The 26,784-nt window shown below is 45.0% G+C and carries 29 protein-coding genes; 12 read left to right on the top strand and 17 right to left on the bottom strand.

Annotated elements, in window-relative coordinates; translation table 11 throughout:
- Nucleotides 1-46 precede the first annotated feature (46 nt).
- Nucleotides 47-1,741 carry a DNA repair protein RecN gene (recN, locus tag ACRD67_RS06445; protein WP_430966236.1) on the bottom strand — a complete coding sequence of 565 codons (1,695 nt, stop codon included), beginning with the start codon at nucleotides 1,739-1,741 and terminating at the stop codon, nucleotides 47-49.
- A gap of 105 nt (nucleotides 1,742-1,846) precedes the next feature.
- On the opposite strand from recN, the gene ACRD67_RS06440 reads away from it, so the two are divergent.
- Complete coding sequence (locus ACRD67_RS06440; protein WP_430966235.1) at nucleotides 1,847-2,887, top strand: SRPBCC family protein; 1,041 nt, start codon at nucleotides 1,847-1,849, stop codon at nucleotides 2,885-2,887.
- Nucleotides 2,888-2,952: 65 nt separating this feature from the next.
- Here the strand turns inward: ACRD67_RS06440 and porD are convergent, their stop codons facing one another.
- The 6 genes from porD to ACRD67_RS06410 form a co-directional block, all read right to left on the bottom strand.
- Entirely contained in the window at nucleotides 2,953-3,840 is an 888-nt protein-coding gene (porD, locus tag ACRD67_RS06435; protein WP_430966234.1) for a type IX secretion system protein PorD, read from the bottom strand.
- The gene (coaBC, locus tag ACRD67_RS06430) at nucleotides 3,833-5,041 is read right to left on the bottom strand and encodes a bifunctional phosphopantothenoylcysteine decarboxylase/phosphopantothenate--cysteine ligase CoaBC (RefSeq protein ID WP_430966233.1); all 1,209 of its coding nucleotides are present in this window, start codon (nucleotides 5,039-5,041) and stop codon (nucleotides 3,833-3,835) included. The genes porD and coaBC overlap by 8 nt, the downstream gene beginning before the upstream one ends.
- Nucleotides 5,042-5,044: 3 nt before the next feature.
- Nucleotides 5,045-5,371: a DNA-directed RNA polymerase subunit omega gene (locus ACRD67_RS06425; RefSeq protein ID WP_430966232.1), complete on the bottom strand. Its 327-nt coding sequence runs from the start codon at nucleotides 5,369-5,371 to the stop codon at nucleotides 5,045-5,047.
- A 21-nt stretch (nucleotides 5,372-5,392) separates the two neighbouring features.
- Entirely contained in the window at nucleotides 5,393-6,202 is an 810-nt protein-coding gene (locus ACRD67_RS06420) for an outer membrane protein assembly factor BamD (RefSeq protein WP_430966231.1), read from the bottom strand.
- Between the two features lie 133 nt (nucleotides 6,203-6,335).
- Nucleotides 6,336-7,226: a 4-hydroxy-tetrahydrodipicolinate synthase gene (gene dapA, locus ACRD67_RS06415; RefSeq protein WP_430966230.1), complete on the bottom strand. Its 891-nt coding sequence runs from the start codon at nucleotides 7,224-7,226 to the stop codon at nucleotides 6,336-6,338.
- Between the two features lie 3 nt (nucleotides 7,227-7,229).
- Complete coding sequence (locus tag ACRD67_RS06410) at nucleotides 7,230-7,763, bottom strand: DUF6913 domain-containing protein (RefSeq protein ID WP_430966229.1); 534 nt, start codon at nucleotides 7,761-7,763, stop codon at nucleotides 7,230-7,232.
- A 78-nt stretch (nucleotides 7,764-7,841) separates the two neighbouring features.
- Here ACRD67_RS06410 and ACRD67_RS06405 point away from each other — a divergent pair, with 78 nt between their 5' ends.
- Entirely contained in the window at nucleotides 7,842-8,594 is a 753-nt protein-coding gene (locus ACRD67_RS06405) for a 5'-nucleotidase C-terminal domain-containing protein (protein ID WP_430966228.1), read from the top strand.
- Nucleotide 8,595: 1 nt separating this feature from the next.
- Complete coding sequence (locus ACRD67_RS06400) at nucleotides 8,596-9,501, top strand: bifunctional metallophosphatase/5'-nucleotidase (RefSeq protein ID WP_430966227.1); 906 nt, start codon at nucleotides 8,596-8,598, stop codon at nucleotides 9,499-9,501.
- 129 nt (nucleotides 9,502-9,630) lie between these two features.
- On the opposite strand, the gene ACRD67_RS06395 is transcribed toward ACRD67_RS06400, so the two are convergent.
- The 5 genes from ACRD67_RS06395 to ACRD67_RS06375 are packed head-to-tail and all read right to left on the bottom strand — an operon-like array spanning nucleotide 9,631 to nucleotide 13,914.
- Nucleotides 9,631-9,933, bottom strand: a complete 303-nt coding sequence (locus ACRD67_RS06395; protein ID WP_430966226.1) for a hypothetical protein — start codon at nucleotides 9,931-9,933, stop codon at nucleotides 9,631-9,633.
- A 24-nt stretch (nucleotides 9,934-9,957) separates the two neighbouring features.
- On the bottom strand, nucleotides 9,958-11,955 hold the full coding sequence (ligA, locus tag ACRD67_RS06390; RefSeq protein ID WP_430966225.1) for an NAD-dependent DNA ligase LigA: 1,998 nt from the start codon (nucleotides 11,953-11,955) through the stop codon (nucleotides 9,958-9,960).
- Complete coding sequence (locus ACRD67_RS06385) at nucleotides 11,955-12,536, bottom strand: LOG family protein (RefSeq protein WP_430966224.1); 582 nt, start codon at nucleotides 12,534-12,536, stop codon at nucleotides 11,955-11,957. The genes ligA and ACRD67_RS06385 overlap by 1 nt, the downstream gene beginning before the upstream one ends.
- A 15-nt stretch (nucleotides 12,537-12,551) precedes the next feature.
- Entirely contained in the window at nucleotides 12,552-13,394 is an 843-nt protein-coding gene (prmC, locus tag ACRD67_RS06380; RefSeq protein WP_430966223.1) for a peptide chain release factor N(5)-glutamine methyltransferase, read from the bottom strand.
- 28 nt (nucleotides 13,395-13,422) lie between these two features.
- The gene (locus ACRD67_RS06375; RefSeq protein ID WP_430966222.1) at nucleotides 13,423-13,914 is read right to left on the bottom strand and encodes a GNAT family N-acetyltransferase; all 492 of its coding nucleotides are present in this window, start codon (nucleotides 13,912-13,914) and stop codon (nucleotides 13,423-13,425) included.
- A gap of 73 nt (nucleotides 13,915-13,987) precedes the next feature.
- Here ACRD67_RS06375 and ribD point away from each other — a divergent pair, with 73 nt between their 5' ends.
- The 4 genes from ribD to ACRD67_RS06355 are packed head-to-tail and all read left to right on the top strand — an operon-like array spanning nucleotide 13,988 to nucleotide 17,174.
- A complete protein-coding gene (gene ribD, locus ACRD67_RS06370; protein WP_430966221.1) occupies nucleotides 13,988-15,097 on the top strand; it encodes a bifunctional diaminohydroxyphosphoribosylaminopyrimidine deaminase/5-amino-6-(5-phosphoribosylamino)uracil reductase RibD in 1,110 nt (369 codons plus the stop codon).
- Nucleotides 15,090-15,692 carry an HAD family hydrolase gene (locus ACRD67_RS06365; RefSeq protein WP_430966220.1) on the top strand — a complete coding sequence of 201 codons (603 nt, stop codon included), beginning with the start codon at nucleotides 15,090-15,092 and terminating at the stop codon, nucleotides 15,690-15,692. Before ribD ends, ACRD67_RS06365 begins: the two co-directional genes overlap by 8 nt.
- A gap of 1 nt (nucleotide 15,693) precedes the next feature.
- Nucleotides 15,694-16,557 carry an EamA family transporter gene (locus tag ACRD67_RS06360; protein ID WP_430966219.1) on the top strand — a complete coding sequence of 288 codons (864 nt, stop codon included), beginning with the start codon at nucleotides 15,694-15,696 and terminating at the stop codon, nucleotides 16,555-16,557.
- The gene (locus ACRD67_RS06355) at nucleotides 16,557-17,174 is read left to right on the top strand and encodes an IMPACT family protein (protein ID WP_430966218.1); all 618 of its coding nucleotides are present in this window, start codon (nucleotides 16,557-16,559) and stop codon (nucleotides 17,172-17,174) included. Before ACRD67_RS06360 ends, ACRD67_RS06355 begins: the two co-directional genes overlap by 1 nt.
- Here the strand turns inward: ACRD67_RS06355 and ACRD67_RS06350 are convergent.
- Nucleotides 17,171-17,569 (bottom strand): acyl-CoA thioesterase, encoded by a 399-nt coding sequence (locus ACRD67_RS06350; RefSeq protein ID WP_430966217.1) that lies wholly within the window; start codon nucleotides 17,567-17,569, stop codon nucleotides 17,171-17,173. The two genes, ACRD67_RS06355 and ACRD67_RS06350, sit on opposite strands and share 4 nt — an antisense overlap.
- A gap of 207 nt (nucleotides 17,570-17,776) precedes the next feature.
- On the opposite strand from ACRD67_RS06350, the gene dnaA reads away from it, so the two are divergent.
- From dnaA to ACRD67_RS06335, 3 genes are read left to right on the top strand one after another with little or no spacing between them, the layout of a single operon-like run.
- On the top strand, nucleotides 17,777-19,201 hold the full coding sequence (gene dnaA / locus ACRD67_RS06345) for a chromosomal replication initiator protein DnaA (protein WP_430966216.1): 1,425 nt from the start codon (nucleotides 17,777-17,779) through the stop codon (nucleotides 19,199-19,201).
- Between the two features lie 7 nt (nucleotides 19,202-19,208).
- On the top strand, nucleotides 19,209-19,667 hold the full coding sequence (locus tag ACRD67_RS06340) for a low molecular weight protein-tyrosine-phosphatase (RefSeq protein WP_430966215.1): 459 nt from the start codon (nucleotides 19,209-19,211) through the stop codon (nucleotides 19,665-19,667).
- Between the two features lie 7 nt (nucleotides 19,668-19,674).
- Nucleotides 19,675-20,397 (top strand): SAM-dependent methyltransferase, encoded by a 723-nt coding sequence (locus ACRD67_RS06335; RefSeq protein ID WP_430966214.1) that lies wholly within the window; start codon nucleotides 19,675-19,677, stop codon nucleotides 20,395-20,397.
- Nucleotides 20,398-20,454: 57 nt separating this feature from the next.
- On the opposite strand, the gene ACRD67_RS06330 is transcribed toward ACRD67_RS06335, so the two are convergent.
- From ACRD67_RS06330 to dapF, 4 genes are all read right to left on the bottom strand, one after another.
- Nucleotides 20,455-21,090 (bottom strand): hypothetical protein, encoded by a 636-nt coding sequence (locus ACRD67_RS06330; protein ID WP_430966213.1) that lies wholly within the window; start codon nucleotides 21,088-21,090, stop codon nucleotides 20,455-20,457.
- Between the two features lie 155 nt (nucleotides 21,091-21,245).
- Nucleotides 21,246-22,289, bottom strand: a complete 1,044-nt coding sequence (mltG, locus tag ACRD67_RS06325; RefSeq protein WP_430966212.1) for an endolytic transglycosylase MltG — start codon at nucleotides 22,287-22,289, stop codon at nucleotides 21,246-21,248.
- Between the two features lie 8 nt (nucleotides 22,290-22,297).
- Nucleotides 22,298-22,822, bottom strand: coding sequence for a GNAT family N-acetyltransferase (locus tag ACRD67_RS06320; RefSeq protein WP_430966211.1), 525 nt, complete (start codon nucleotides 22,820-22,822; stop codon nucleotides 22,298-22,300).
- The gene (gene dapF / locus ACRD67_RS06315) at nucleotides 22,809-23,588 is read right to left on the bottom strand and encodes a diaminopimelate epimerase (RefSeq protein ID WP_430966210.1); all 780 of its coding nucleotides are present in this window, start codon (nucleotides 23,586-23,588) and stop codon (nucleotides 22,809-22,811) included. The genes ACRD67_RS06320 and dapF overlap by 14 nt, the downstream gene beginning before the upstream one ends.
- A 131-nt stretch (nucleotides 23,589-23,719) precedes the next feature.
- Between dapF and ACRD67_RS06310 the strand changes: the two genes are divergently transcribed.
- Together ACRD67_RS06310 and ACRD67_RS06305 are read left to right on the top strand one after the other, a co-directional pair.
- On the top strand, nucleotides 23,720-25,111 hold the full coding sequence (locus ACRD67_RS06310) for a S1C family serine protease (protein WP_430966209.1): 1,392 nt from the start codon (nucleotides 23,720-23,722) through the stop codon (nucleotides 25,109-25,111).
- Nucleotides 25,112-25,235: 124 nt separating this feature from the next.
- A complete protein-coding gene (locus tag ACRD67_RS06305; RefSeq protein ID WP_430966208.1) occupies nucleotides 25,236-26,684 on the top strand; it encodes a glyceraldehyde-3-phosphate dehydrogenase in 1,449 nt (482 codons plus the stop codon).
- Nucleotides 26,685-26,784: the final 100 nt, after the last annotated feature.

Here is a 26,784-nt window from a genome sequence, read left to right as displayed (position 1 = left end):
TTTTGTTCTTGCTATTGGTTCAGAGCCCAAAGATATCTAAAATAAGTTAATTCAGTAGTTCCCTGGCATGGGCCATGGCAGAATCGGATAAGGTTTTTCCCCCCAACATTTCAGCCAGTTCCACTACCCTTTCCTCGGACGAAAGTTTTTTCATTAGGGTGTGTGTTGCGCCGTCCTTATCCTCCTTGTAGACCTTAAAATGATAATCGCCTTTTGAAGCTACCTGCGGTATATGGGTTATAGAGAATATCTGCATGCTCTGGCTCATTTCGTTCATGATATCGCCCATCCGGTTGGAGATCTCACCCGAAACCCCTGTATCTATTTCGTCGAACATCAAGGTGGGCAAGTGCTCATACTTGGCCAATACAGACTTTATTGTCAGCATAATACGGGACAGTTCCCCTCCGGAAGCTACTTTTTTCAGTTCGCCGTACGCACTCCCTTTATTGGCGGAAAACAAAAAGGAAAGTTCGTCCTTCCCGTTGTGTTTAAAGCTTGATGCGGTTTCCAGTTCAATACTAAAAGAGGCATTTGGGATGCCCAGGGAGATCAAACTTTCCTCCAACTGTGCCTGCAGTTGGGGAACTACCTTATTTCGCCGCCTTCCCAAATCGCCTGCTGTTTGCTGCAGCACCTTCTCCGCGGTCTGTAGTTCTTCTTCTTTTTTCAGTATATCGGTATCGATGTTGTCCGCAATGCCGACTTTTTGTGCCAAGTTTTCCCTGATATCGATCAATTCTGGAATACCGAGGGCACCGTGTTTTTTTTGCAGATCGTACAGGAGCTGCAATTTTGCATTTACCTCATCCAACAGCACGGGATTGGCTTCCATTTGCTCATGTAACGCCCATAACTCACTGGCAATATCATCGGTTTCTATGAAGACCGATTGTATCCTGTTGTTCAAATCCATGAATTGATTTCCAAAGGACGACAGTTTGGCCGCATATTGTTTTACCTGGGACAGGAGGTTAAGAACACCTTGTTGCTCGTCGTTCAACAACTGGTGCGCCGTGGACAGTTGTTCCAAGATGGTCTCCACATTGCTCAACTGCTCGTATTGCGCCTCCAACTCCTCTTGGATACCAAGCTGCAGAGGGGCAGCCTCCAGTTCTTTCAGCAAAAAGCTATTGTAGTCATGTTCCTTTAGGGCGTGCTGCCTTAACCGTCGCATTTCCTCCAGTTCCTTTGTGATTTTTTGATAAGTCAATAGCTGGCTGCGATAGCTCGATAGCAAATCCCCATTACCTGCAAGGGCATCGATAACCTTTAACTGGAAATCCGTTTCCGTGAGTTGCAAGGTTTGATGCTGGGAGTGTACATCGATCAATCGATTCCCAAGCTGTGCCAAAACGTTCAAGGTAACCGGGGAGTCGTTGATAAAAGCCCTGGATTTTCCGCTTGGTGAAATTTCCCTTCTTACAATGGTCATTTCCTCATAGTCCAGGTCATTTTCCGCGAAAAAAGATTGAAGTCCATACGCGCCTACCCCAAATTGGGCCTCCACCACGCACTTTAGCGACTTGTTACGAAGTGAGGACAGATCTGCCCGTTTTCCCAATACCAGTGACAGACCACCCAAGAGAATGGACTTACCTGCCCCGGTCTCTCCGGTTATGACGGTAAAACCTTTGCTAAACGAAACCTCTAAACGGTCTATTAGCGCATAATTTTTTATGGAAAGTGAATTCAGCAAGGCTACGTATCTAGTATGGCGTAAAGATAAATTATATTCCATAGCTAAAAAAGACGCGTTAAAAAATAAGCCGCTTTTTGTTCCGAGGGACGCTGCCATTGAAATTTTGTAAATTAGCTCCTATTGACAACCTAAAAACATTAAACCATGAAATTTCTAAAGTATTTGTTATTGGTAGTAGTTGTGGTCGTCGCAGGGCTATTGATTTATGCGGCAATGCAACCGAGCGACTATGAGGTTACACGAACAAGAACGGTGCAGGCACCGGTGGAAGTTGTCTACAACAATGTGGACGATTACAGAAACTGGGAAAGCTGGGGGCCCTGGGCAGAGCAAGATCCCAGCATGACCTATACCTATCCAGAGCAGACCAAGGGTTTGGGCGCCTCCTATAGTTGGAGCGGCAAGGATGGCAATGGAAGTGCCACAACCACCGTGGCGGTCCAAAATGAGTCCCTGGACAATGAATTGGATTTTGATGGCGTAAAGGCCAATGGATTTTGGAAGTTTAAACCTGTGGACAACGGTACGGAGGTTACCTGGGGCATACGTGCCGAGGACACCCCTTTTATCTTTAAGTTTTTTGGTGCCATTAGCGGCGGTTATGACAATATGATGGGGCCTATGTTCGAAAGGGGGCTGGAACGATTGGACAGTGTTACCCAAATCGAGGCGAAGGCCTACGCTGAGGCCATGAACTCGTGGAGTCTGGGAGAAGTGGTCAAAAAGCCCTTGGAAGCCCAAAAATTCATTGGGTATGCCCACAGTTCCAAGATAGCGGACTTTGAAGGTATGAAAGCCATTTTTCAGGAATCCATGCCCAAAGCGGGAACCTATGTATCCCAGAATGGGCTACAGCCGGGCGATTACGTTCCCGGCGCCATTTATACCAAATGGGATGAGGAAAAGGGGGAAACGGACTTTATGGTCGGAGTATTCCTGCACAAGGACCTTTCCCCGGCCGAGGGGATGCGGCAAATGGACCTACGCAAGGGCAATGTAGTCACCCTCTCCAAATTTGGAAACTATGGAACTGGCAATGCCGAGGCCCATGCAGCCATAAGCAAGTATATAGAGGATAACGAGCTTACCGCTAACGGACCGGTCTACGAGATGTACATGAACGACCCTACTACGGTAAAACCCAATGAAATTCAAACGGATATTTATTATCCCGTAAACAAATAAAGGTAATGGGCCGTCCAAGGGAAAGCACGTTGTAGTTTCCTGGACGGCCTTATTTCTTCAAAGTGTTAATAGGTAATCTCGTTCCAGGTGTTGGCGTAAAACGGGGCCACCTTGTTGAGGGTTTCCTTCAGTTTTACGATATCTACCTTGGGGCCATCGGAGAATATGCTTTGTATTTCCTCGGATTTAGCATCAAAAAAAGTCTGTATCAAAAAGGCATTGGGCCGTCTGGCAATTAAGGTCTCGAACAACCGTAGACTTCCCGAAATTACTTGTTTCCCAGTGCTGCCGTTATCCGCCAGGATATCCAGTCCCTTTCGGTGATAATTATACATGGCAATACGGTACTCCCTAAAGGTATTGGAAAGTAGATTATCCACAAGCTCAAATCTGGATCTATCGGTAGATTGGCTCCAACCCGAAAAGCTACTTCCCTGGGCCTGGGTAACTATCTGTTGTGCCTTTTTATAATATTCATTTCCACCTTCCAAGGTAAAGGTATCGGCATCCAGTCCCAATACGATATATATGTAGTAAGAAATAACCCCTACCAAATTGGAGTCAAAGACATTGGCGTTGTATACCAAGGGTTGAAATTCTATGTATTCAAAATTAAATTGATTGTCCTTATAATTGAAAATCGGACTCTCATAGGAGGTATTGAAAACGGGCCTGGAAGATTGTATTTGAATAGTAGCCTTAAACCTGCTCGATTCAAATTCGGTAATTGTGATGAACATCCGTGCGTTCAAACGTTCATTTTCCTTGTACACCCTGTTGGTCCATTTGCTTTTATTGACAAAATCGTTAAGGGAACGCTCCAAAGTCTTGAACACCTGCTGGTTGGTCTGGTTTACCTGATCAGAGTTTACCGTTACCACACAATTCAATTCCTGGGCCTCTATGGCAAGACCAAATGCACAAAGAATCAGTGTTAAAAAAAACTTATGCATGGATGCTGGCAATTATTTCGTTAAAGATATCCAAAGCTACCGCCGCCTTGGTCTTTACATCAAACGTTTTTATCCGTAAATTCTTATCTATGTAGGTTATTTTATTCGTGGGTTTACCAAAACCCGCACCGGAATCGTTTAAGGAGTTCAGGACTATAGCATCCAGGTTTTTCTTTTTAAGCTTGCCCTTGGCATTTTCTACTTCATTTTCGGTCTCCAGGGCAAAACCTACCAAAAATTGCTTTTTTTTCTGCCTACCCAGGGAATACAGAATATCCTTGTTCTTCACCAGCTCAATGGTGAATTCGTCTTCCTGTTTTTTTATTTTCTGGTCGGCAATGGTTTTAGGCCGGTAATCGGCCACGGCCGCGGCGCAGATCGCAATATCCATGTCCGCGTAATGTTCGTGTGCCGCTTGGTACATTTCTTCCGCCGATGTAACCCGGAGTACCTGCACTTGCGAATCTGTAAGGGAGAGATGGGTGGGTCCCAAGACCAAAATCACCTCTGCTCCAAGCTGTGCGGCCCTCTTGGCCAGTTCACAACCCATAAGTCCAGAGGAGTGGTTACCGATAAACCGCACTGGGTCTATGGCTTCATAGGTGGGGCCTGCGGTGATCAACACCTTTTTTTGTCCCAATGGCAAATCCTTGGAAAGGTGATGGTTTAAAAAATTCACAATATCCTCGGGTTCGGCCATTCTGCCTTCTCCGTGCAACCCACTTGCCAGTTCCCCTGAGGCAGCCGGGATCATGATGTTGCCAAACGATTGCAGTTTCTTAAAAGAGGCTTTGGAGGATGGGTGTTTGTACATGTCCAAATCCATGGCTGGAGCAAAAAACACCGGGCATTTAGCCGATAGGTAGGTGGCCAGCAGAAGGTTGTCGCAAGTTCCATTGGCCATCTTGGACAGGGTATTGGCGGTGGCCGGGGCCACCAACATCAAATCTGCCCATAGCCCAAGCTCCACATGGTTGTTCCAGGCTACACTGCCCTCTTCCCCTTCTTCTACAAAGGAAGTATGCACGGGGTTTTTGGAAAGTGTTGCCAAGGTAAGAGGAGAGACAAAAGTAGCTGCGCTCTCCGTCAAAACTACTTTGACATCGGCTCCAGCCTTGATCAATAAGCGAACAAGAAAGGTAGTTTTGTAGGCGGCTATACCCCCAGTGATGCCTAAAAGGATATGCTTACCGCTCAACATGGATCAAGCGTCCTTCTCGGTGTTCCTGTAATAAATTTTGTCCTCTAACCATTCCATCACGGCCAGGGCATGGGGCTTGGGAAGTTTCTCATAGAATTTGGAAACCTCAATCTGCTCCTTGTTTTCAAAAACCTCTTCCAAACTATCACTGTAAGTGGCAAACTCCTCCAGCTTTTCCAAAAGCTCTTTTTTAATCTCCGAATTTATCTGAACGGCCCGTTTTGCGGCTATAGAGATTGCTTCGTAAATGTTGTCCGTTTTCTCATCGAACTCATTCTTGTTGATGGTTACCGTAGAAACGGGCGCATTGGAATTTTTTAGATCATTCATATTCATTGCTATAAAACTAGATTACTTGGATAGGCCTTCTATTTCCTTTTCCACTTTTTCCATAAGATTATCCGCCTTTTTGGCGAAACGTGTTTCTGGAAAATATTTTTTTAGGTTAGCGTACGCCGCTTTGGCATCCTGCAGGCGCTGTGGTTTTTTGGTCTCAAAACTGTTGAAGGCTATGCTCGAGGTGGCTTCAAATTTATAATACAGCGCCTCCTCGCGGTAAATAGAGCCGGGGTTGTCCGTAACAAAATTATCAAGAGCGGCCACCGCGGAAACCAGAATAGGATAATTGAACTCCCCTATCTTGTTAAATTGTTTGGCGATTTCCAGCGCTTTCTTTTCTTTCTTATTGGTAAGTTCCTTGGCCATAATATTGGCCTCGGCAAAAAATTCCGAATCCGGATAGGTATTGATAAAATTCTGCAGTTTGGCCAAGGCCTTGTTGGTATCCGTTTGATCCAAGGAGTAAGCGGGGGACAACATATAGTAACTCTTGGCACCCAAAAAGGTGGCCTCCTGGATCTTGTCGCTCTTGGGATACGATTTTATAAACCGCTCAAATTGGTATCCGGCAAAATTGTAATTCTTGATTTGGTAAAAACTATTGGAGTAAAACCACAACACCCGCTCACCTTGGGGCTTTCCAACATATTTGGGGGCAATTTGCTCGTAAAGTCGATTGGCACGTCTGAAATCGCCTTCATTATATTTTTTTTCCGCCAGGTCGTACTTCGCTTTAACATCCTCATTCTTAAGTACTTTCTGATACTCACTACAAGATGCCAAGACCAAGGCCAGGACCAAAAGGGGAAAGTGTCGTTTCATTTTTAAAAACATTTTGCAAAATTACGGATTATCAACGGATTTAAAAAACATTTTTGCTAAGCTAAAATAGCCCGTAGCTGGTTCTGCGACAATCCTTTTGGGTAAGTTTTAACGTAAAAAGTACGGATAGGTTCTAGGCATGAACACCATTGAAGGCCCGCATAAACACTTTGATTTTATGCTTGAGTTCGGCAGACGCTTCCACTAAGGGTAACCGCACCTTGGCCCCTGAGAGTTCCAAAGTTTCAAAAACTGCCTTAATGCCAGCGGGATTTCCCTCTTCAAAGATAAGGTCCATGCCCTCCATCATCTTATAATGTAGACGATAGGCCTCATCCGGCCGGCCTTCCAGTCCAAGTCGGACCATTTTGGAGAACTCCATAGGTAAACCCTGGCCCAAAACAGAAATGACTCCTGCCCCTCCAGCCAATACAGTGGGTAGTGCAGTAGGGTCATCGCCGGAAATTACCATAAAATCCGTGGGTTTTTCGCGAATGATCTGTGTAAGCTGTAGCATATCACCAGACGCTTCCTTAACCCCGATAATATTTTTGAAGTCACGCGCCAACCTTAGCTGTGTTGCGGGCAGTACATTGCTTGCCGTCCTTCCCGGAACGTTGTACAGGATGATCGGTTTTGGCGATGCCTCTGAAATTGCCTTAAAATGCTGGTAAATTCCTTCCTGGGTCGGTTTGTTGTAAGCGGGCGATACGGATAAGATTGCGTCAAAGTCGGTCAGGTCCAGTTGCTGCAGCTCCGCGACCAATTGGGCCGTATTGTTTCCGCCAACACCCACGACCAGCGGCACTCTTCCAGAATTGGCCGCAACCACCGTGTCCATAACCAACTGCTTCTCCGCTTTGGTCAAGGTAACGGATTCACCTGTGGTCCCCAGGACCACCAAATAATCCAGTCCGCCCTCAATACCATAGGCTACAATGCGTTCCAAGGCGCGCACATCTATAGACAAATCTTCATTAAAAGGCGTGACCAACGCCACCCCTGTACCATATAACCGTTCCATTGCTTAAACTTCGTTTAGAACTACCAAATACTTCTGTAACTCCTTTTTAAATGTCTTAAAATCATCCATGGGAGTTTTCAAAATAATATCATTCAATTTTTCATCAACCTCTTCAAAGCCGACACGGATGCGGGCCCTGGTTTTTATGCTCATCAATTGCAATAGCAAATTTTCTTCGGTAAAATAATTGATCAGTAAATCGTATTCCCTACTTAAAAATTCCAGCGCATAGCTATTTTCAATAGCTCCGTTCCAACCCAGATCTTTATCCGAAAAAATGGGCGTGGCGTACGGCGAATTTTTATCGTAATAATCTTTATAGCCAATAATTTTTACCGCCTGCGGCCTTAGGGCAAACTCATCGACAAACTCAAAGAATTTGTTCGTATCGTCAAATTTGTCCAAGTCAACAATACAGCCCAGCGATTTGATTCCCTTGCTCCTCTTGAGCACTTGCTGGGGGTTGTCCAATTCCTCCTTCAGAAATTTAAGGCCGGATTTATACTTAAATTTATCCTTAAGTCCCTTTAAAAACATGTATTTTTACATTTCTACAAATGTAATTAATATCCATGCAATTCTAATGCGAAGATAAAAAGGTTTATGATTTTAAATATGAAACATTTTGTTGTATTTATAACAATTCTGGTTTTTCTTTCCTGTGGGGAGGAAAAATCGGCCCTTTCGGAAGTGGAGGGCAAACAACTCCCCATAACTAGCGCCCTTGCTCCCGTAAATACCATAGATGATTTTGTAGCCCCTTACCGCGAACGTATTGATCAGGTGCTGGACAGTAGCCTTGCCTATGCGGCCAAGAACATTACCAAGGACGACGGGAAATACAACACGACCGCGGGAAATCTTATGGCCGATATTATCCTGGAAATGGCAAATCCTGTTTTTAAGGCCCGGACAAAAAAAGATATCGATTTTGTGGTCCTGAATCATGGCGGTATCCGTTCGGTTATCTCCAAGGGCCCGGTATCTGCCCGCACCGCCTATGAGATTATGCCTTTTGAAAACACCATCGCCATAGTGGAATTGACAGGAAAATCGGTCCGGGAACTCGTGTCTTTCCTAATCGAGGCAAGGCGTCCACAACCTATAGCGGGTATACAGATTGTATTGGATAAAAACGGGGAGCTACAATCCGTTAATATCGGTGGAAAGCCCTTTAATGAAACCCGGTCCTATTTCATCGCCACCTCTAACTATTTGGTCAATGGCGGGGACGATATGGGCTTTTTTACCCATGGACTGCACGTAACGGAAATCGATTACAAGGTCAGGAACGCCATCATTGATTATTTTAAAAAGGTGGACACCCTGTCCCCCGTTGTAGATAATAGATTTATGCAACTCAACTGACATGGACAGAAGAAAATTTATATCCAATACCGTTGCAGGTTCTACCTTTGTAGGTTTGGGAGGACTCTCCCTGAACTCTTGCTCGGGAGGCAAAAAGCATATTACGGTCTTACACACCAATGACGTTCACAGCCATATAGATGCCTTTGCCGGAGATCATTCCCAATGGCCCAATCTGGGTGGTCTGGCAAGACGGGCTACCCTTGTTGAACGTATTCGGAAGGAAAACCCCAATACCTTGCTCTTGGATGCCGGAGATATTTTTCAGGGCACACCTTATTTTAATTTTTACGGGGGTGAATTGGAGTTTAAACTGATGAGCATGCTCAAATACGATGCGGCCACGATCGGAAACCACGATTTTGATAACGGCATTGACGGTCTCTATGCCCAATTGCCCCATGCCAAGTTTAAGCTCTTGTCTGCAAACTATGATTTCAGCAATACCCTGATGGACGGTCATGTTAAACCCTATACCACGTATACGATGGACTCCATCAAAATTGGGGTGTTTGGATTAGGCATCGAACTCGCCGGGCTGGTCACCAAAAAACTGTACCAGGAGACCCAATACCTTGACCCTTATGAAATAGCCCAGGATATGGGCCGGATCCTGAAGGAAGAAGAGCAGTGCGACCTGGTCATTTGTCTTTCCCATTTAGGATACGCCTACAATCGCGATAAACCCGACGACCTAAAATTGGCCGCACGGTCAGAAAATATTGACCTGATCATTGGAGGCCATACACATACCTTCCTGGATAAACCCACCATTCGCGAAAATCGAAAGGGCGGTCGTGTACTCATAAATCAAGTGGGGTGCTATGGTATCAACCTGGGACGTATCGATTTTCACTTCGATAGCGAGAAAAAAGTAGAGGCCAATGGGGTTTCTATCACCGTATAGTCGTTTGGCCTGCAACATGCATGTATCCCTTCACCGTTACCCGAAAGGAACCCTCCGATCCGGAGTTCTTCCATTGGTTGTTTAACACGACCATCGCCTATCATAGAGGGAAAAAAGTCCCTGTATGATTTAATTTTCCAGCAACCACCGTACAATAGCCCGATGCTCTTCCTCCAAATCCATCTTGGGAAAGGGTCTATCGGCCCGCCTGTACCAATAACCGGCGTTCCACGCGTCTCCCTCTTTTCTATGCAAATAGGCATGAATCCAATGGCCCGTGGTATTGGGGATATCCTGTGCGATGTTGTGCGAAGCTTCCCAGTTCCCCTTGGCATCATACCACAAAGACTGTAGCGCCTCGGACCAGTGATTGGGCGGACAGGCATCTTTTAGGGTTTCCAAAAAGGCCTCATAGGTTTTGGGGTAGCTCATAACTGGTTGGTTTTGCCTTGTCCTTTAAGGTACCATATTTAAAAAATCAGCTTCTGAAATTATGGGCACGCCCAAATTCTCTGCTTTGGAGCGCTTACTGGGGCCCATATTATCACCTGCCACCAGATAATTGGTCTTGGAAGAAACAGATGAACCTACTTTACCCCCGTTGTCCTCGATCATCTTCTTTAGTTCGTTTCTGCTTAGTTGTGCAAACACCCCCGACACTACAAAAGTCTGCCCTTTGAGCAATTCTGTCTGGTTCAATAACTTATCTGCGGAGAGTTCAAATTGCACGCCATACCCTTTTAACCGCTCTACGATCAACAGGTTTCTCTCATCCTGAAAAAACTCCACCACACTTTTAGCGATCCGCTCCCCTATTTCGTCAACCGCGGTCAACTCCTCTTCGGAAGCGGCCATCAGGGCATCGATATTTTTATAGGCCCTGGCCAGTTTTTTGGCCACAGTTTCCCCTACAAATCGGATACCAAGCGCAAAGAGTACGCGTTCAAATGGTATTTCGACCGACTTGGCCACTCCGTTCACCAAATTTTCGGCCGACTTCTCCGCCATACGCTCCAAGGGCATAACCTGCTCTTTGGTAAGTGTATAGAGGTCCGCGTAATTTTCTATCAGACCTTCCTTAAAAAGCAGTTCCACAGTTTCGCTCCCCATACCTTCAATATCCATGGCCTTACGGGAAATATAATGTTGGATCCTTCCCGTTATTTGGGTAGGGCAACCATAGTAATTGGTACAGTAGTGTTTTGCATCTCCCTCGGTACGCAGTAGCGGGGTATCGCATTCAGGACAATGTGTTATGTATACGGTAGGGGTGGAATCCTTGGGACGTTTGGCCAGGTTAACCCCCATAATCTTGGGAATGATTTCCCCACCCTTTTCCACATATACCGTATCGCCTTCGCGAATATCCAATTTTGCTATCTGATCTGCATTATGTAGGGACGCTCGTTTTACCGTAGTCCCAGCTAACAGGACGGGTTCCAAATTGGCTACAGGGGTAATGGCCCCTGTACGCCCTACTTGGTAGGTAATTTTATTCAGAACGGTAACCGCTTGTTCTGCCTTAAACTTATAGGCCAGGGCCCATCGGGGCGATTTCGCGGTATAACCCAACTCGTCCTGGTACCTAAGGCTGTTCACCTTAATGACCACGCCATCCGTTTCATAGGGAAGTTCATGCCGATGCCTATCCCAGTGGTCCACAAATTCCATGACTTCCTCCGTACTTTGGCATAATTTGGCGATAGTGGGCACTTTAAATCCCCACTCCCTGGCTTTTTCCAACATTTGATATTGGGAGCTGATCCCTAGGTCCTTACCCACAATACCGTATAAAAGACAATCCAAAGGACGTTCTGCCACTAGTGCGCTGTCCTGCAGTTTTAGACTTCCCGAAGCAGTGTTCCTAGGGTTCATATAAGGGTCTTCCCCATCTGCCACCCGCTGTGCATTCATTTGGGCAAACCCTTCCAGCGGCAAAATAATCTCTCCCCGGATATCAAATTTGGAGGGATAATTCCCCCTGAGCTGCAGGGGGATCGATTTAATGGTCTTGATGTTGGTAGTCACCTTATCACCTTGAAAACCATCGCCACGGGTAACTGCCCGATCCAACTTCCCATCCAGATAGCTAAGGCTAATGGAGGCACCATCATATTTTAGTTCGCAAGTAAATTCCAAGGGCACATCGCCCAATATACGTTGTATCCGTTTTTCCCAATCTGCGAGGTCGTCCTTGGAATAGGAGTTGTCCAAGGAATACATCCGATGTTCATGGACCACTGTCTCAAAATTCTTGGTAATAGCCCCGCCTACGCGGATGGTGGGAGAGTTGGGGTCATGGAACTCCGGATACTTTTCTTCCAAGGCTTGGAGCTCCTTAAGTTTCATATCAAACTCATAATCCGATATCACAGGCCTGTCCAACACATAGTAATTGTGGTTATGCTCACGTAGCTCTTGTCTTAAGGTCTCAATTTGTGTTTTTGTATCCATTATAGCTGATCTTTTTTAATCCATTTGGGCAGCTGTTGGGGGACATAATTGCGCATCTGGGCCAGGAGTCCGTCCATCTGATTATCCACCAACAACATATCGTAATTTTCCTGTTTTACGAATCCTCGATCTACCATGGTCCGTAACATGGCTATTAAATTATCGTAAAATCCTTTGGTATTCAGGATTCCAATAGGCTTGTCGTGCAGCCCCAGTTGCGCCCAGGTTATCATTTCAAAGAATTCTTCCAAGGTGCCGTAGCCTCCAGGAAGCATAATGATCCCCTCGGACAGTTCGTGCATTTTTAACTTGCGTTGGTGCATGTTTTTGGTGACTATCAGACGGGAAAGGCCCGTGTGAAACACTTCCTTGATTTTTAGAAAATCGGGGATAACACCAATTACGGTTCCCTGATGGTCAAGCGCCCCTTGGGCCAGTCTTCCCATAATGCCAATTCGGGCAGCGCCGTAGACCAGGGTAAGTCGCTGCTGGGCCAACAGTTTTCCCAAACCGTATGCATCATCCGCAAAGGAAGGATCATCGCCCTCGCTACTTCCACAGAAAACCACTATGCTGTTCATCCAATACGCTTTTTCCTATATCATGTCCAAAGGGAGTTTCCCTTTCAACATCCTGTCTTTGCCCGACAAATCTTTTCGGAGCTCAATTTCCAAAAAATTTTGGTCCTGTAAAAGCCTTTGTGTTTCCTTGCCCAAATATTGATTGACCTCAAAATACAGGGTGCCTCCCTGTTTTAGATTCGTCTTTGCCATATCCGTGATCCGCTCATAGAACACTAGAGGCCTTTCATCCGATACGAACAGCGCCAGATCTGGCTCAAAATCCTTCACGTTTTTGTGCATCCCCGACTTTTCCAATTCCCTGACGTAGGGCGGATTGGAGACGATAATATCGAATTTTTTTTCCAAGGAGTCCTCTTTTAGGATGTCTTGCTGCACGAACTGCATCTGCACCCCGTTGGCGTGCGCATTTTCCATAGCAATTGCCAGGGCCTTGGCCGAAACATCCAGTGCTGTTACTTCCGCTTTGGGCAGGGCACTAGCCAGGGAAATGGCAATACAACCGCTTCCCGTACCCACATCCAGGATACTAAAGTCTTCCTTATGGGCGGAACGGCAATCGGAAAGAATCCAAGCCACCAATTCCTCGGTTTCCGATCTTGGGATCAGGACATCTTGGTTTACTGCGAATTGGGCATCCATAAAATGGGCCTTGCCCAAAATATATTGAATGGGTCTTCCCAATCTCAATTGGCCCAAAGCTTCAAAAAAAAGCTGTTCTTCCGCTTTGGAAAGGGTCAGCTTGGGTTCCAAGGCCAGTACAAACCGCTCCAGTCCTAAATACTCCTCCATGAGCATATAAAAAAAACCGTCAATCTCGGGAGTGGGATAAAGCGTGTTCAGGTCTTTCCTGAACATTGATCTAATGTCCTTTAGATACATTTTGTCATAGTGCTTTTAGCATCCAAACAGGGCAGGAATAATGACCTGTGTCCCCCATGGGTGCATCTATATATTCAAATCCTGTTTTTAGGTATAACTTTTGGGCAGCTTTCATATAGGGCATGGTTTCCAAATAGCACCTTTCAAAGCCAAATTCCTTGGCCCGGTCCAAGCAAATCTGCATCATTTTGCTACCAATGCCCCTACCCCGGGCCTCTTCCAAAAAATACATTTTTTGCAGCTCGCATACATTACCTTCATAATTCTCCAAAGGTGCCACGCCCGCACATCCTATTATCTTTCCGGCCTCCTCTACCAAAAAATAGGTGGCCCTTGGCACATCATAACTCTCGTACATATGGTCCAAGGAGGTATCTGCATAGGCCGTACCCACCTTGGGGACGCCCAAATCCTCTAAAACCTGACGGACAACTTTAGCAACTTGAACGTTGTCCTCAGCTCGAATTTCCCGAATGGTGACGGTATCCGTTTTCATCAAAAAATATCCTTTTAATTGTGCTATTTTTGTGGGGGTGAAGATACAGGAAATGCGCCTAAGATAAAATTCATTGGAAACGGAATTAATTACCATGCAAACACCGTCTGACCTTACAAAAAGTGACCTACATACCGATGAAAAGTATATGTCGCGTTGTATTGAGCTGGCTAAAAATGGCTTGGGTACCACTTTTCCCAACCCAATGGTGGGCTGTGTTATCGTTTTGGATGGAAAGATCATCGGGGAAGGATTCACAAGTCCCTACGGCGGTTCCCACGCAGAGGTAAATGCCATCCGTTCCGTACAGGACAAGTCCCTCTTGAAGCAGTCCGTACTATATGTAAGCTTGGAGCCTTGCTCCCATTTTGGAAAAACACCGCCCTGTGCGGATCTCATAGTAGAACACGGCATACCGCGAGTGGTCATAGGCACTTTGGACCCCAATGAAAAAGTAGCCGGTAAGGGTGCAAAAAAATTACAGGAAGCAGGGGGTAAACTCACCATTGGTGTATTGGAAGGAGCCTGTAAACAACATCATAAACGTTTTTTGACCTTTCATCAAAAAAAGAGGCCTTATATCATATTAAAATGGGCAGAGACTGCCGATGGCTTCCTGGCACCGGAGCAAAAACAACGAACAAAAGAACCCCGGCCCTTTTGGATCAGCAACATTCATTCCAGACAGTTGGTGCACCAATGGCGCAGTGAGGAACAAGCCATTTTGATAGGGACCCGCACCGTTTTACAGGACAATCCCAAATTGGATGTACGCCTGTGGGAGGGGCGTTCGCCCATACGTATTGTCTTGGATAAAAATCTGGATATCCCGAAAGACTACAAGGTATTCGACGGGAGTGTTGAAACGATTGTAGTGACCCAAATATCCGACTCCAGGAAATACCAGAAGGGTATTGCCTATGAGGTCATCGATTTTTCCAAAGACCGGGAACTTCAACTCTGTGAGGTACTGCACCGCAATCAGATACTCAGTGTTATCGTTGAGGGTGGTGCAAAAACACATGCCGCGTTCATAGCCCAAGACCTATGGGACGAAGCACGCGTCTTTACGGGCAGAAGCCATTTCGGAAAAGGAACTAGAGCGCCTGAGCTAGCGCATGAAAAAAAGCTGTCTTCGAGAAAAATTGATACGGATATCCTAAATTGGTACCTGCATGATTAAAAACATCATTTTTGATTTTGGGGATATCTTCATCAATTTGGACAAACCGGCCACCCTACGGGAATTGGGAAAATTGGGTTTTGAAACCATCACTCCCCAAATAGAATCCCTTGCCCAATCCTACGAAAGCGGACTCATTTCTACCGAAAAATTCGTGGAGGATGCCAGAAACAGCATTCCCATGGCCAGCACTGCACAACTCATATCGGCCTGGAACGCTATTATTTTGGGTTTTCCGGAATACCGCTTGAACTTTATTGAAAATTTGTCCGGCCTGGGGAGCCATAGGCTCTTTCTATTGAGCAATACCAATGCGCTCCATATTGCAACAGTGAAGGAACACATGGGTTTGGACAGGTATGTACGGTTTAAGGAATGTTTTGAAAAGTTTTACCTATCCCACGAAATACATTTGCGAAAACCGGATGCCGACTGCTATTTGCATGTGCTGCGTGAGAATGATTTGGAACCCTCGGAGACCTTGTTCATTGACGACACTAAGGAGAACACGGACGCCGCCAGTGCCTTGGGGATCAAAACGTGGCATTTAAAAGTTGGTGTTGAGGACATCATTACCCTAAATTCAAGACTGTAATATGTTGGACCTGGCCCTAAGTGTGCTTTTTTCCAGTTTGATCTTTGTCATCTTTAAACTCTATGCCCTCTACAAGGTGGAAACTTCTTATGCCATTATCGTGAATTACGTGGTGGCCTGCCTAGTAGGGCTCTTTTTTTACTCAGGGGAGGTGGCCTTGGCCGAGCTTCCAAAAAAATCTTGGTTTGCAGGCACCTTTGCGCTGGGATTGCTCTTTATTATCGTCTTTAATCTTATGGCCGTGACATCACAAAAAGTTGGGGTCTCTGTGGCCTCAGTCGCTGCCAAGATGTCATTGGCAATCCCTGTGCTGTTTGGCCTGGTCCTATACAACGAAAAGTTGGGAGCCTTAAAAATCATTGGTATTATCCTTGCGCTTGCCGCCGTGTATTTCGCTTCGGTCAAGGAAAAGACCCCTTCCTTGAAACGAAGCGCGCTACTCCTGCCCGTTTTGGTCTTTCTGGGTTCGGGCCTTATTGATACCAGCATCAAATATATAGAAGAGACCCACATTGCCAAAAACGAGTTCCCATTGTTTTCGGCCACCGTTTTTGCATCCGCTGCAGGAATCGGAATGGTATTTGTCCTGTTGAATTCGGTAAGGCGGCCCCTGAAGTTTAACTTTCGTAATATTCTGGGCGGTATTGCGCTTGGGATTCCCAACTACTTTTCGATCCTATTCCTATTGAAGGCCTTGAACGGTCAAGGGTTGAGCAGTGCGTCGGTGTTTACCATAAACAACGTGGCCATTGTCATGTTCTCCACTATGTTGGGCATTGTCCTCTTTAAGGAAAAAATTAGCCCAAAGAACTGGGGAGGCATATCACTGGCCGTAGTGAGTATCCTTTTAGTAGCGCTGTCCTAATGGATTCCAAGAAAACAGATAGCTACCGCACCTTGGCCCGTCCCTCAGAGGTAGCATTCTTCAAGGACAGGAAAAGCAAGTTTTACGGTTATGCCTTTCCCATTACCGAGGAAGATGATGTAAAACCGATTCTCCAACAACTCAAAAAAAAGCACCATACGGCCAATCATTTATGCTATGCCTGGCAGCTGGGCATTGAAAATAAGGGATACAGGGCCAACGATGACGGGGAACCCATGAACTCTGCCGGAATGCCCATATACGGGCAAATCAAAGCAAAGGAACTTACGAACGTGCTGGTCGTTGTGGTCCGCATCTTCGGGGGAACCAAATTGGGCGTGGGTGGATTGATACAGGCCTATCGTACCACCGCCCAGATGGTATTGGAGGCATCACCTATAGTCGAAAAAAAAGTGCTCCGGAAATTCGTGCTCCATTTTGGATATGAAGACATGGACAAAGTGATGCGAATCATTAAGCAACACCAATTGGAAATTGTTTCCCAACAGTTACAAACCAACTGTACGTACACCATCGCGGTAAGAAAAGACAAGGCCCAACAAATCGCAGCAATTTTTTCAACATTGCACAAGGTCAAGGTCGGGAAATTGGACTAAATCCCAAGTTTTTCGAGTATGTAATCCGGGCATCTCATCGGCCTATTTGTGTGGGAATTTATAAAGGCCAAAACCGTGTTAGCCTCGACCAAAATTTCACCCGATTCATTACGGATTTTGTAGTCGAATTCAATCTTCACTGAGGGTTTTTTTTTAAGTTCCGTCACTACGGTGATAAGGTCGTCATAAACCGCCGATTTCTTAAAATTAAGCTGTAAGGAAATTACAGGTAGCCTTATCCCGTTTTCTTCCATTTCTTTGTAAGAAATCCCCAAAGCCCTTAGCCACTCTACCCTTCCCATCTCCAGGTATTGCGCATAATTCCCGTGATATACAACACCCATTTGATCGGTTTCCCCATACCTTACCCTAAAAGAAATTTCGTTAAAATCCATATTATTTCAAGTAAAAACCATATATTTAAAAGATTGTGAATCGACGACTTTGAACATGCGAAAAAAAAATAGAAAATTCAATACCAAATGATTTTTTTTTTAGATTTTTTGTTCACATATTTGTCACCGCCATAGAGATAGTCCCAACTATCTTTTTAACCAACAAACTTTAGTCACTAACCGACAAAAATAAGATTAACTTTAAGTATGGGTGTCACCGCTAATTCCGTATGGAACAACTGTTTGGCTTTTATCAAGGATAATATCCAACCGCAGGCATTCAAAACTTGGTTCGAGCCCATAAAACCCATAAAGTTATCGGATAGTGCCTTAAGTATCCAAGTTCCCAGCAAATTTTTCTACGAGTGGTTGGAAGAGCACTATGTAAAATTGCTAAAAGTTGCCCTTACCAAAGAGCTCGGTGATAATGCCAAATTGGTGTACATCATAAAAATGGAAAACACCTATGGCAACCAAGAACCGTTCACCGAAAAAATACCGAGTTCCAACAGGGCCAATGTAGCGCCACAGGAACTGGATGTTCCCGTGAAATCCAAAAATCCGGAACTGAAGAACCCCTTCGTCATTCCGGGCATACGAAACATTAAGATAGAATCCCAGCTTAATCCCAATTACAATTTTGACAATTTCCTGGAGGGCGATTCCAATAGATTGGCAAGATCGGCCGGAATGGCCGTGGCCAACAAACCTGGGGGCACTTCCTTTAATCCCTTGCTTATCTTTGGAGGGGTAGGACTGGGAAAAACACACTTGGCGCATGCCATTGGTGTAGAGATCAAGGATAAATATCCCGAACGGACCGTACTTTACATCGCCGCAGAAAAATTTACCCAGCAATATATTGAGTCGGTAAAGAAGAATACCAGGAACGATTTTATCCATTTTTATCAGCTGATCGATGTCCTGATTATCGACGATGTGCAGTTTTTGTCCGGAAAATCGGGAACCCAAGATGTGTTCTTCCACATTTTCAACCATTTGCACCAAAACGGCAAACAGGTCATCCTCACTTCGGACAAAGCACCGGTAGACATGCAGGATATTGAACAACGTCTGTTATCCCGTTTCAAATGGGGGCTGTCCGCAGAACTGCAAAATCCTGATTATGAGACCCGCATATCGATCCTTAAAAACAAACTATACCGGGACGGTGTTGAAATGCCGGACGATATTGTCGATTATGTGGCCAAACACATAAAGACCAACATCCGTGAATTGGAGGGCGCCATTATTTCCCTTATTGCACAGTCTTCCTTCAACAAAAGAGAGGTAACCCTGGAATTGGCCCAACAAGTTGTAGAAAAGTTTGTCAAGAATACAAAAAGGGAAGTGTCCATAGATTACATACAGAAGGTAGTCTCGGATTATTTTGAAATGGACGTAGCCACCCTACAGTCCAAAACTAGGAAGAGACATATTGTGCAGGCACGCCAACTGGCCATGTTCTTTGCCAAAAAGTTTACCAAAGCTTCCTTGGCCAGCATTGGTTCCCAAATCGGAAAAAGGGACCATGCTACAGTACTTCACGCTTGCAAGACGGTGGATAACCTAGCGGAAACAGATAAACAGTTCAGAAAATACATAGACGATCTAACCAAAAAATTTTCCTGATAACCCAATGAAGACCAAGGTCTTAATGGTTTGCTTGGGCAACATTTGCAGATCGCCGCTGGCGGAGGGCATCCTTGAAAGCAAAGTAGACCCGAGGCAGGTCCTGGTGGATTCTGCTGGTACGGCTGGCTATCATCTCGGGAAAAGCCCGGATAGGAGATCCATAGCGGTGGCCCGTAAATATGGTATTGCAATAGAACACCAAGAATGTAGAAAATTTACGGACAGGGACTTGGATGATTTCGATTTCATTTATGCCATGGACCGTGATAATTACAAAAACATCCTTGCACTGGCGAAGAGCGAAGCGCATAGGGGGAAAGTAAAATTGCTTTTGCAAGAAGTAGACCTGGGCATACAGGAAGTCCCTGACCCCTACTACGGTGGCGACGATGGGTTTGAGCATGTCTTTCATTTGATCAATACGGCCTGTGAGACCATAGCCAACAGAATAAACCAAGAATAAACCTCAGATGGGAACCACATACGATATCCCTGGAAAGCTTTTTTTGATTCCGACCACCTTGGGTGATAATGCCCCATTGGAGGTACTGCCCATTTCCATCAAGCGAGCGGTGGAGAACATAGACCACTACATTGTTGAAAGTGAAAAATCTGCCCGACATTTCATCAAAAAAATCAGTTCCAAAAAATCCCAGCCAGGCTTGCATATCAGCTTGTTGAACAAGTTTACGGAACCTGGGGCGATCCCTTCCTTTTTGGATCCCTGTCTCGCAGGGCATGATGTGGGCATCATTTCCGATGCGGGATGCCCAGGTATTGCCGATCCAGGAGCCGAAGTGGTTCGAATAGCACATGAAAGAGGGATTCGTGTTATTCCACTGGTAGGGCCCTCATCCATTTTACTTGCCCTAATGGCCAGTGGCCTTAACGGCCAAAGTTTCGCCTTTAACGGATACTTGCCCATCGAGGCGGATGAACGAAAGCGAAAAATAAAGGCGATAGAGAAAGCATCCAGGGAACTCAATCAATCACAACTATTTATTGAGACCCCCTATAGAAATGACAAATTAAAAGTTGAACTGCTTAGGACACTCTCCAAAAATACGCTTCTGTGTATTGCCAGTGACATCACCTTGCCCACAGAGTTCATTGCCACAAAATCCGTGGGGGATTGGAAAAACATAGCACTTGAACTGCACAAAAGGCCCACCATATTTATACTGCAGGCATAAAAAAGCCCCAACCATTCACGGTCAGGGCGTATTCATTTTCATATGAACAAATAACTTTTACACCTTTGGGTTTCGTTTTGGTGAAACCTCGGAAACATCGTACCCGGAAAATTTCTTGATATAGTGGGCAATACTGGTACCATAGGCATCCTTTACATCAAACTTACCATAAGAACGCAGGTATTTCTTAACATTTCCGGCTCCCGCTAGATGAGCGGCCGCCAAAATACCCGATTCGGTAATCTTGATGCCGTTGATATACTTTCCATCAAATCTTTTGATGTCCCTGCGCAAAATCCACTTGTTTCGCTTTACATTTGTCAGGAAAACCTTTTCCTGAAGCGCGGGATCGTTTAAAAAGCGGGTGGAATTGTAAACACCCATCAACTGCAGGGTACCAACACCGAACTGATATTTCCCTAAATATCCTAATGTGTTGATTACAAAGTAGTTACCTTGGGATTCTTTAAACGCCAAAGCTTCCTTGAAACCAATATAGGAGGTCCCTAAAAAGGGAGGAGCGACCATAGCAGCATTTAAAATAGTTTCGTTTTTGGGAAACAAAACTTCAGTAGGTTCATTTACTCTAAGTGTCTCGGGCACTACTACGTTCTCGGTAGTTGTGTTAAACCCATAACTCATTAAAATAAAAATCATGATAAGAGGACAGAACAAACTTATCCACTTTCTCATATGTGTGTTTTCTTAAGACTTACGGAAAACTCCCCTGCTTAAATTTCACAATACAAAGATACGACCGTTTTTTTCTACCCTTTATATAACCCGTTTAAGATTTTCTTAAAAGCGGTTAATTTTAGTTAAGATGTCTTAAAAATTGGATTATTTGCCTATCTATTAATGTTTTGGCCATTGATCCATCGGACATACTGCGCTTTATTTCGGTTGTGTTGCGCCAGAGTTTTCGCAAATTTATGGTAGCCAAATTTCTCCACATTGGCCACAAAGTAGTAATAATCGTGTTTTTCCGCATTGAGAACGGCATCAATGGCCGAAATATCGGGCATGGCAATGGGCCCAGGCGGCAAACCAGCGTATTTATAGGTATTGTAAGGTGAATCCAGCTCTAGATCTTTGTACAGTACACGTTTGTACACCTTGTTAAAGTCGCCATTATGTAGTTTTAGGGCATAGATCACCGTAGGGTCTGCCTGCAATAGGATATTCTTTCGCAAGCGGTTCAAATATACTCCGGCTACCCTTGGCCTTTCGTCCACTTTGGCCGTCTCTTTGTGCACGATTGATGCCAAAGTACTTACTTCCAGAGGTGTTAGTCCGATAGACCCGGACTTTTCCAAACGTGCCGGGTTCCAAAAACTGTTGTATTCCTTTAGCATTTTTTCGCGGAAACCCTCTGCCGTGGTATTCCAAAAAAACTCATAGCTGTTGGGCACGTACATAGCAAGTTTGTTGGCTTCCGTAAAACCTTTGGAACGGTAAAAATCCGCATCGTTGAAGGCCCTGAGCAGGGCAACACTGTCCGCCTCGATCTGCTGGGCAATACGGCCTGCCAAATTGGCCAGGGTCTCTTGGTTGTTAAAGGAGACCCGTACTGGTATATTGCCACTTCTAAGGGTATTAATAATCTCATTGTTGTTCATACCCTTTTTAATGGCATACTTTCCACCCTTAATATTCGCTGTATAGCCTTTTTTTCCAGCTACGGCCCTGAAGGTGGAAACGTCCTTTAAACGGTCCGACAATAACGATTCTACCTCTTCGAAATTGGCATCGGATTTAATATATATGTAGGCTTCATCGTTGTTGAAATTGGTGTTGGGCGAAAAAACGGCCGTATATACCTTATAGGAAAAGACACCTCCCGCAACCAGTCCCAACAGCACAATGATCAGTAGAATTCTTTTGATATACATGGCTGAACTTAAGTATTTATTTTTTGCATTAGGATTTCATTTTTGAACGTGCTATCGGAATAAATCCAATCTTTCTTTGTACCTACCGGGGCGAAACCCAGTTTTTGGAATACACGGATACTCGTTGTATTGTCTTCCATGACATTGGCGTATATCTGCCTCAAATTAAGCTGGACAAAGGCATAATTGCACAAAAGGTTTATAGCCTCCGTTCCACTTCCCTGGTTTCTGTCCCCTTCCTCCAAGATAACTATTCCCAGTCCGGCCCTTAGATTTTTGGGATCAAAATCGAAAAGGTCGATAAGTCCAATTACCTTTTGCGCTTTGTTGCAGATACAAAGGCGCAGTTGTTTTACTTCGTAAATATCGCGGTGTGCATTTTCGAGGTATAATTTTAGCACATGCTTGGAATAGGGTGTGGTAGTACCGCTTATCTCCCAAATAGCTGGATTGTTTTCCAGCTCGTAGAGAAATTCCAGGTCTTCCGGTTCCAGGGCCCTGAGGTATATATGTTCTCCCTTAAGACGTAACATGGATCTCTCCTTTAAACACTTTCTTGGTAGGGCCGATCAAACGAATGTTCCCATACCCCTCATCCTTTTTCTCAAAGGTAACCTCCAGGTTTCCCCCAGGGGTCTTTATCTTTATATTTTCTGCCGTGGCCTTCCCATCATAGTGCATGGCCAGGGCAACCGCTGTGACTCCGGTTCCACAGGACAAGGTTTCATTTTCCACACCTCTTTCATAGGTGCGCACTGCAAAACCCCGACCGTTGGCTTCAACAAAATTAATATTGCTTCCCTTTTCGCCGTACATGCCATAACGAAGTTTTGCTCCCTCCTTGACCACATTGAACTTGTTTAAATCGGATACCAATTGCACGTGGTGGGGAGAGCCCGTGTCCAAAAAAGAATAGTGTTCCTTTTTCCGAATCCCGTCCACGTCCTTCATTTGAAGGCTCACGATTTCCCCTTCAATGCTTGCATAATGAATTCCGTCTACCGCTCTAAAAGTCACTATAGCGGTTATAATTCCCAAAAATTGCGCAAAGGCCACGATGCACCTGCCGCCATTGCCGCACATGCTGCTTTGGTTGCCATCGGAATTGTAATATACCATGGTAAAATCGACATCTTCATCATCTTCCAACAGGATAAGTCCGTCCGCACCAATACCAAACCTTCTATCACAGAGCTGGGCCACCTGTTCCGTGTTGTCCTTAGGAAATTGATTTTGACGGTTATCGATCATGATAAAATCATTTCCCGTCCCGTGGTATTTATAGAAAGTAAGTGCCATAGCATCTATTGTGTCGCAAAGATATGACTTTATTAAGGGATTTTTAGCAGTTAAAAACTCGTTAAACCGAATATAGGGAACCGGCAAAACGGTTATTTTTACAACAGTCTTTAATTAAAACCTTACGCTTTATGAAGAAAATAGCAAGCCTGTTACTAATTTCCGTTTTTGCAGGAGCAATTACCTTGGGAGCTTATGTGTTATTTTTTGAAAAAACCAATTATACCGTAGTAGCCGAGGGGGCCAAGGCACCCGTGCTGACCACCAGCTATACCCCTACTTCTGCCAGGGGTTCTGGTATCAATGAAATTGATTTTACAATAGCGGCTGAAAACACGGTCAATGCCGTAGTGCATGTTAAAAATGTCACCGAGGGAAGGGGTCCCACGAGTATTGCGGAGTTTTTCTACGGTTCTGGAAACGCACAAAAACCACAAGTAGGTACCGGTTCGGGGGTTATTATCTCTCCCGATGGCTTCATCGTCACCAACAACCATGTGGTATCCAAGGCCGATGAGCTCCAGGTAACCCTTAACAATAACAGAACATATGACGCCCAGCTTATTGGGACCGATGCTACTTCCGATATTGCATTGATAAAAATAGACGCGGAAGAAAAGTTGCCCTATTTGGCTTTCGGGGATTCGGATAGCGCAAAAATCGGGGAATGGGTCCTTGCCGTGGGCAATCCCTTTAACCTAACCTCTACGGTAACCGCAGGTATTGTAAGTGCCAAGGCCAGGGATTTGGGAAGAAGACAATCCTTTATCCAAACCGATGCTGCCGTTAATCCAGGAAACAGTGGGGGCGCTTTGGTAAATACCAATGGAGATCTAATAGGAATCAATACTGCTATAACCTCGCAAACAGGTTCCTACGTAGGGTATTCCTTTGCTGTACCTAGCAACATAGCCAAAAAGGTGGTAGAGGACATTATGGAATACGGCAATGTACAAACGGGGATCTTGGGTGTGAGTACGATAAACGCAAACTCTCCCCAAGCTGTTGAAAAGGGAATCAATGAAATAGATGGGGTATATATCGATGGGGTCGAAGAAGATTCCGGTGCCTATGATGCCAAGTTGCAAGCGGGCGATGTCATTAAAAAAGTGGACCATGTCCGGGTACGTAATTTTCCTGACCTTACCGGCTATATTTCCTCCAAAAGACCAGGTGATCGTATTGCGGTAACCATTGACAGGAACGGCAGTACGGAAGTAATTCCGGTAACCTTGAAAAAAAGACAGAGCCTTGTGGTTCCGGTAATGAACCTTGCTGTGAAGAATTTATCGGAAAAGGATAAGAGGAAATTCAAGGTCAAAAAGGGTGTGAAGATCATTGGGGTTCCGGAACGGTATTACAACTATGGTTTGGAAGGCAAAATCCTGCTTTCCGTGGACGATGAGGAAATAGATGATATTCAAGGTGCCCAAAAGGCGTTTGAAAAAATTTCCAAATATGGAAGAACCAGTATAACCCTACTCAACAAGGATGGTGAAAAGGAACGACTTATATTCCAATAGGGGAATGAAAAACGATAAAAAAGCGCTCTCTTGGGAGTGCTTTTTTTATGGGAAATTGTTGCGCGAAAACGTTTGAAATATATACTTTTGCAAAAAATTACAAAACAATCATTAACTATAATCAATGAGTCCTATAACTTCTTACGAAAAGGAACTGGCCTTCCAGGCCGACCGAAGAAAAGCTACCACCGAATTCATAAAGATCATCAGCGACCTTTGGTACGACAAGTCCATTGAAGTGGTCCTGTTCAAAAATCAAATTATCGATAAAAATGTAAGTGATATTATCAACTTGCACGAATACGCCGGCGAGTTTGTACAAAAACCGATTTCCATATTCGATTCCGTGGAAATACTTCGCGCCATCAACGATATAAAATTGCCACCTTCTAAGTTGGACATCGGTAAGCTCACCTATGAATATCATGCCGATGACAACAATTACCACAACGTAAAGGCTTTTGTGCTGGACAAGTTGAAAGATGCGGGCACGGCACGGGAAATAAGGCCCAAAGACGTTGTTCTCTATGGGTTTGGAAGAATTGGAAGGCTATTGGCCCGTGAGCTTATGGCCAAAACGGGCAAGGGAAACCAATTACGCTTAAGGGCTATTGTTACCCGGGGCGAAATTACCCAGGAAATTCTGGAAAAACGGGCCACCTTATTACGCACCGATTCGGTCCATGGGCAGTTTATGGGTACCGTGGATACCGATTTTAAGAACAAAGCACTTATCATCAATGGAACTACGGTACATATTATCAGTGCGCAGGCGCCGGAAGCAATAGACTATACCCCTTATGGGATAACCAATGCCCTTGTCATTGACAATACGGGGGCCTTTAGGGATAAAAAAGGATTGGAAAGGCATCTGAAAGCCAAGGGAACGGCCAGGGTATTGCTTACCGCTCCAGGTAAGGAGGTTCCCAATATTGTGCACGGGGTGAACCAAACGGAATTTGATCCGGATACGACCAAGATCTACTCCGCGGCTTCCTGTACCACTAATGCCATTACCCCTATTCTTAAGATCGTGGAAGATTCTCTAGGAATAAAAAAGGGACATCTGGAAACCATACATGCCTATACCAACGATCAGAATCTGGTAGACAATATGCACGGAAAATACAGGCGTGGAAGGGCTGCCGCCCTCAACATGGTCATCACGGAGACCGGTGCCGGAAAGGCTGTTGCCAAGGCACTGCCAGGCCTGCAGGGCAAGTTAACCTCCAATGCCATTCGGGTTCCCGTTCCAAACGGATCATTGGCTATCCTAAATTTGGAGGTGAACAACAAAACCTCCAAGGAGGGCATAAATACCATCGTCAAAAAATATGCGCTGGAGGGCGATATGGTAGAACAAATCAAATATTCCTTGAGCAATGAGCTGGTGTCTACCGATATTGTAGGTACAACTTCCCCGGCCATTTATGACAGTACGGCCACTATTGTTTCCGAGGATGGCAAAAATCTGGTGCTCTACATTTGGTATGACAACGAGTATGGATATGCGCATCAGGTGATACGACTGGCAAAATATATCGCCAAAGTAAGAAGGTATACCTATTACTAAATACCCTATATGTAGATCGATTAACGCATCGGATACGAGCTGCCAACGCGCATCAAAAATAGGTTATTGGCAAATTTTTTTCTTAATTGATTTTATTGGA

Origin of the sequence: Eudoraea algarum, assembly GCF_050589645.1 — a bacterium.
Classification (GTDB): Bacteria; Bacteroidota; Bacteroidia; order Flavobacteriales; family Flavobacteriaceae; genus JBNGOQ01.
The sequence above is the reverse complement of the archived record's forward strand: the minus strand, read 5'-3'. Positions and strand labels throughout refer to the sequence as shown.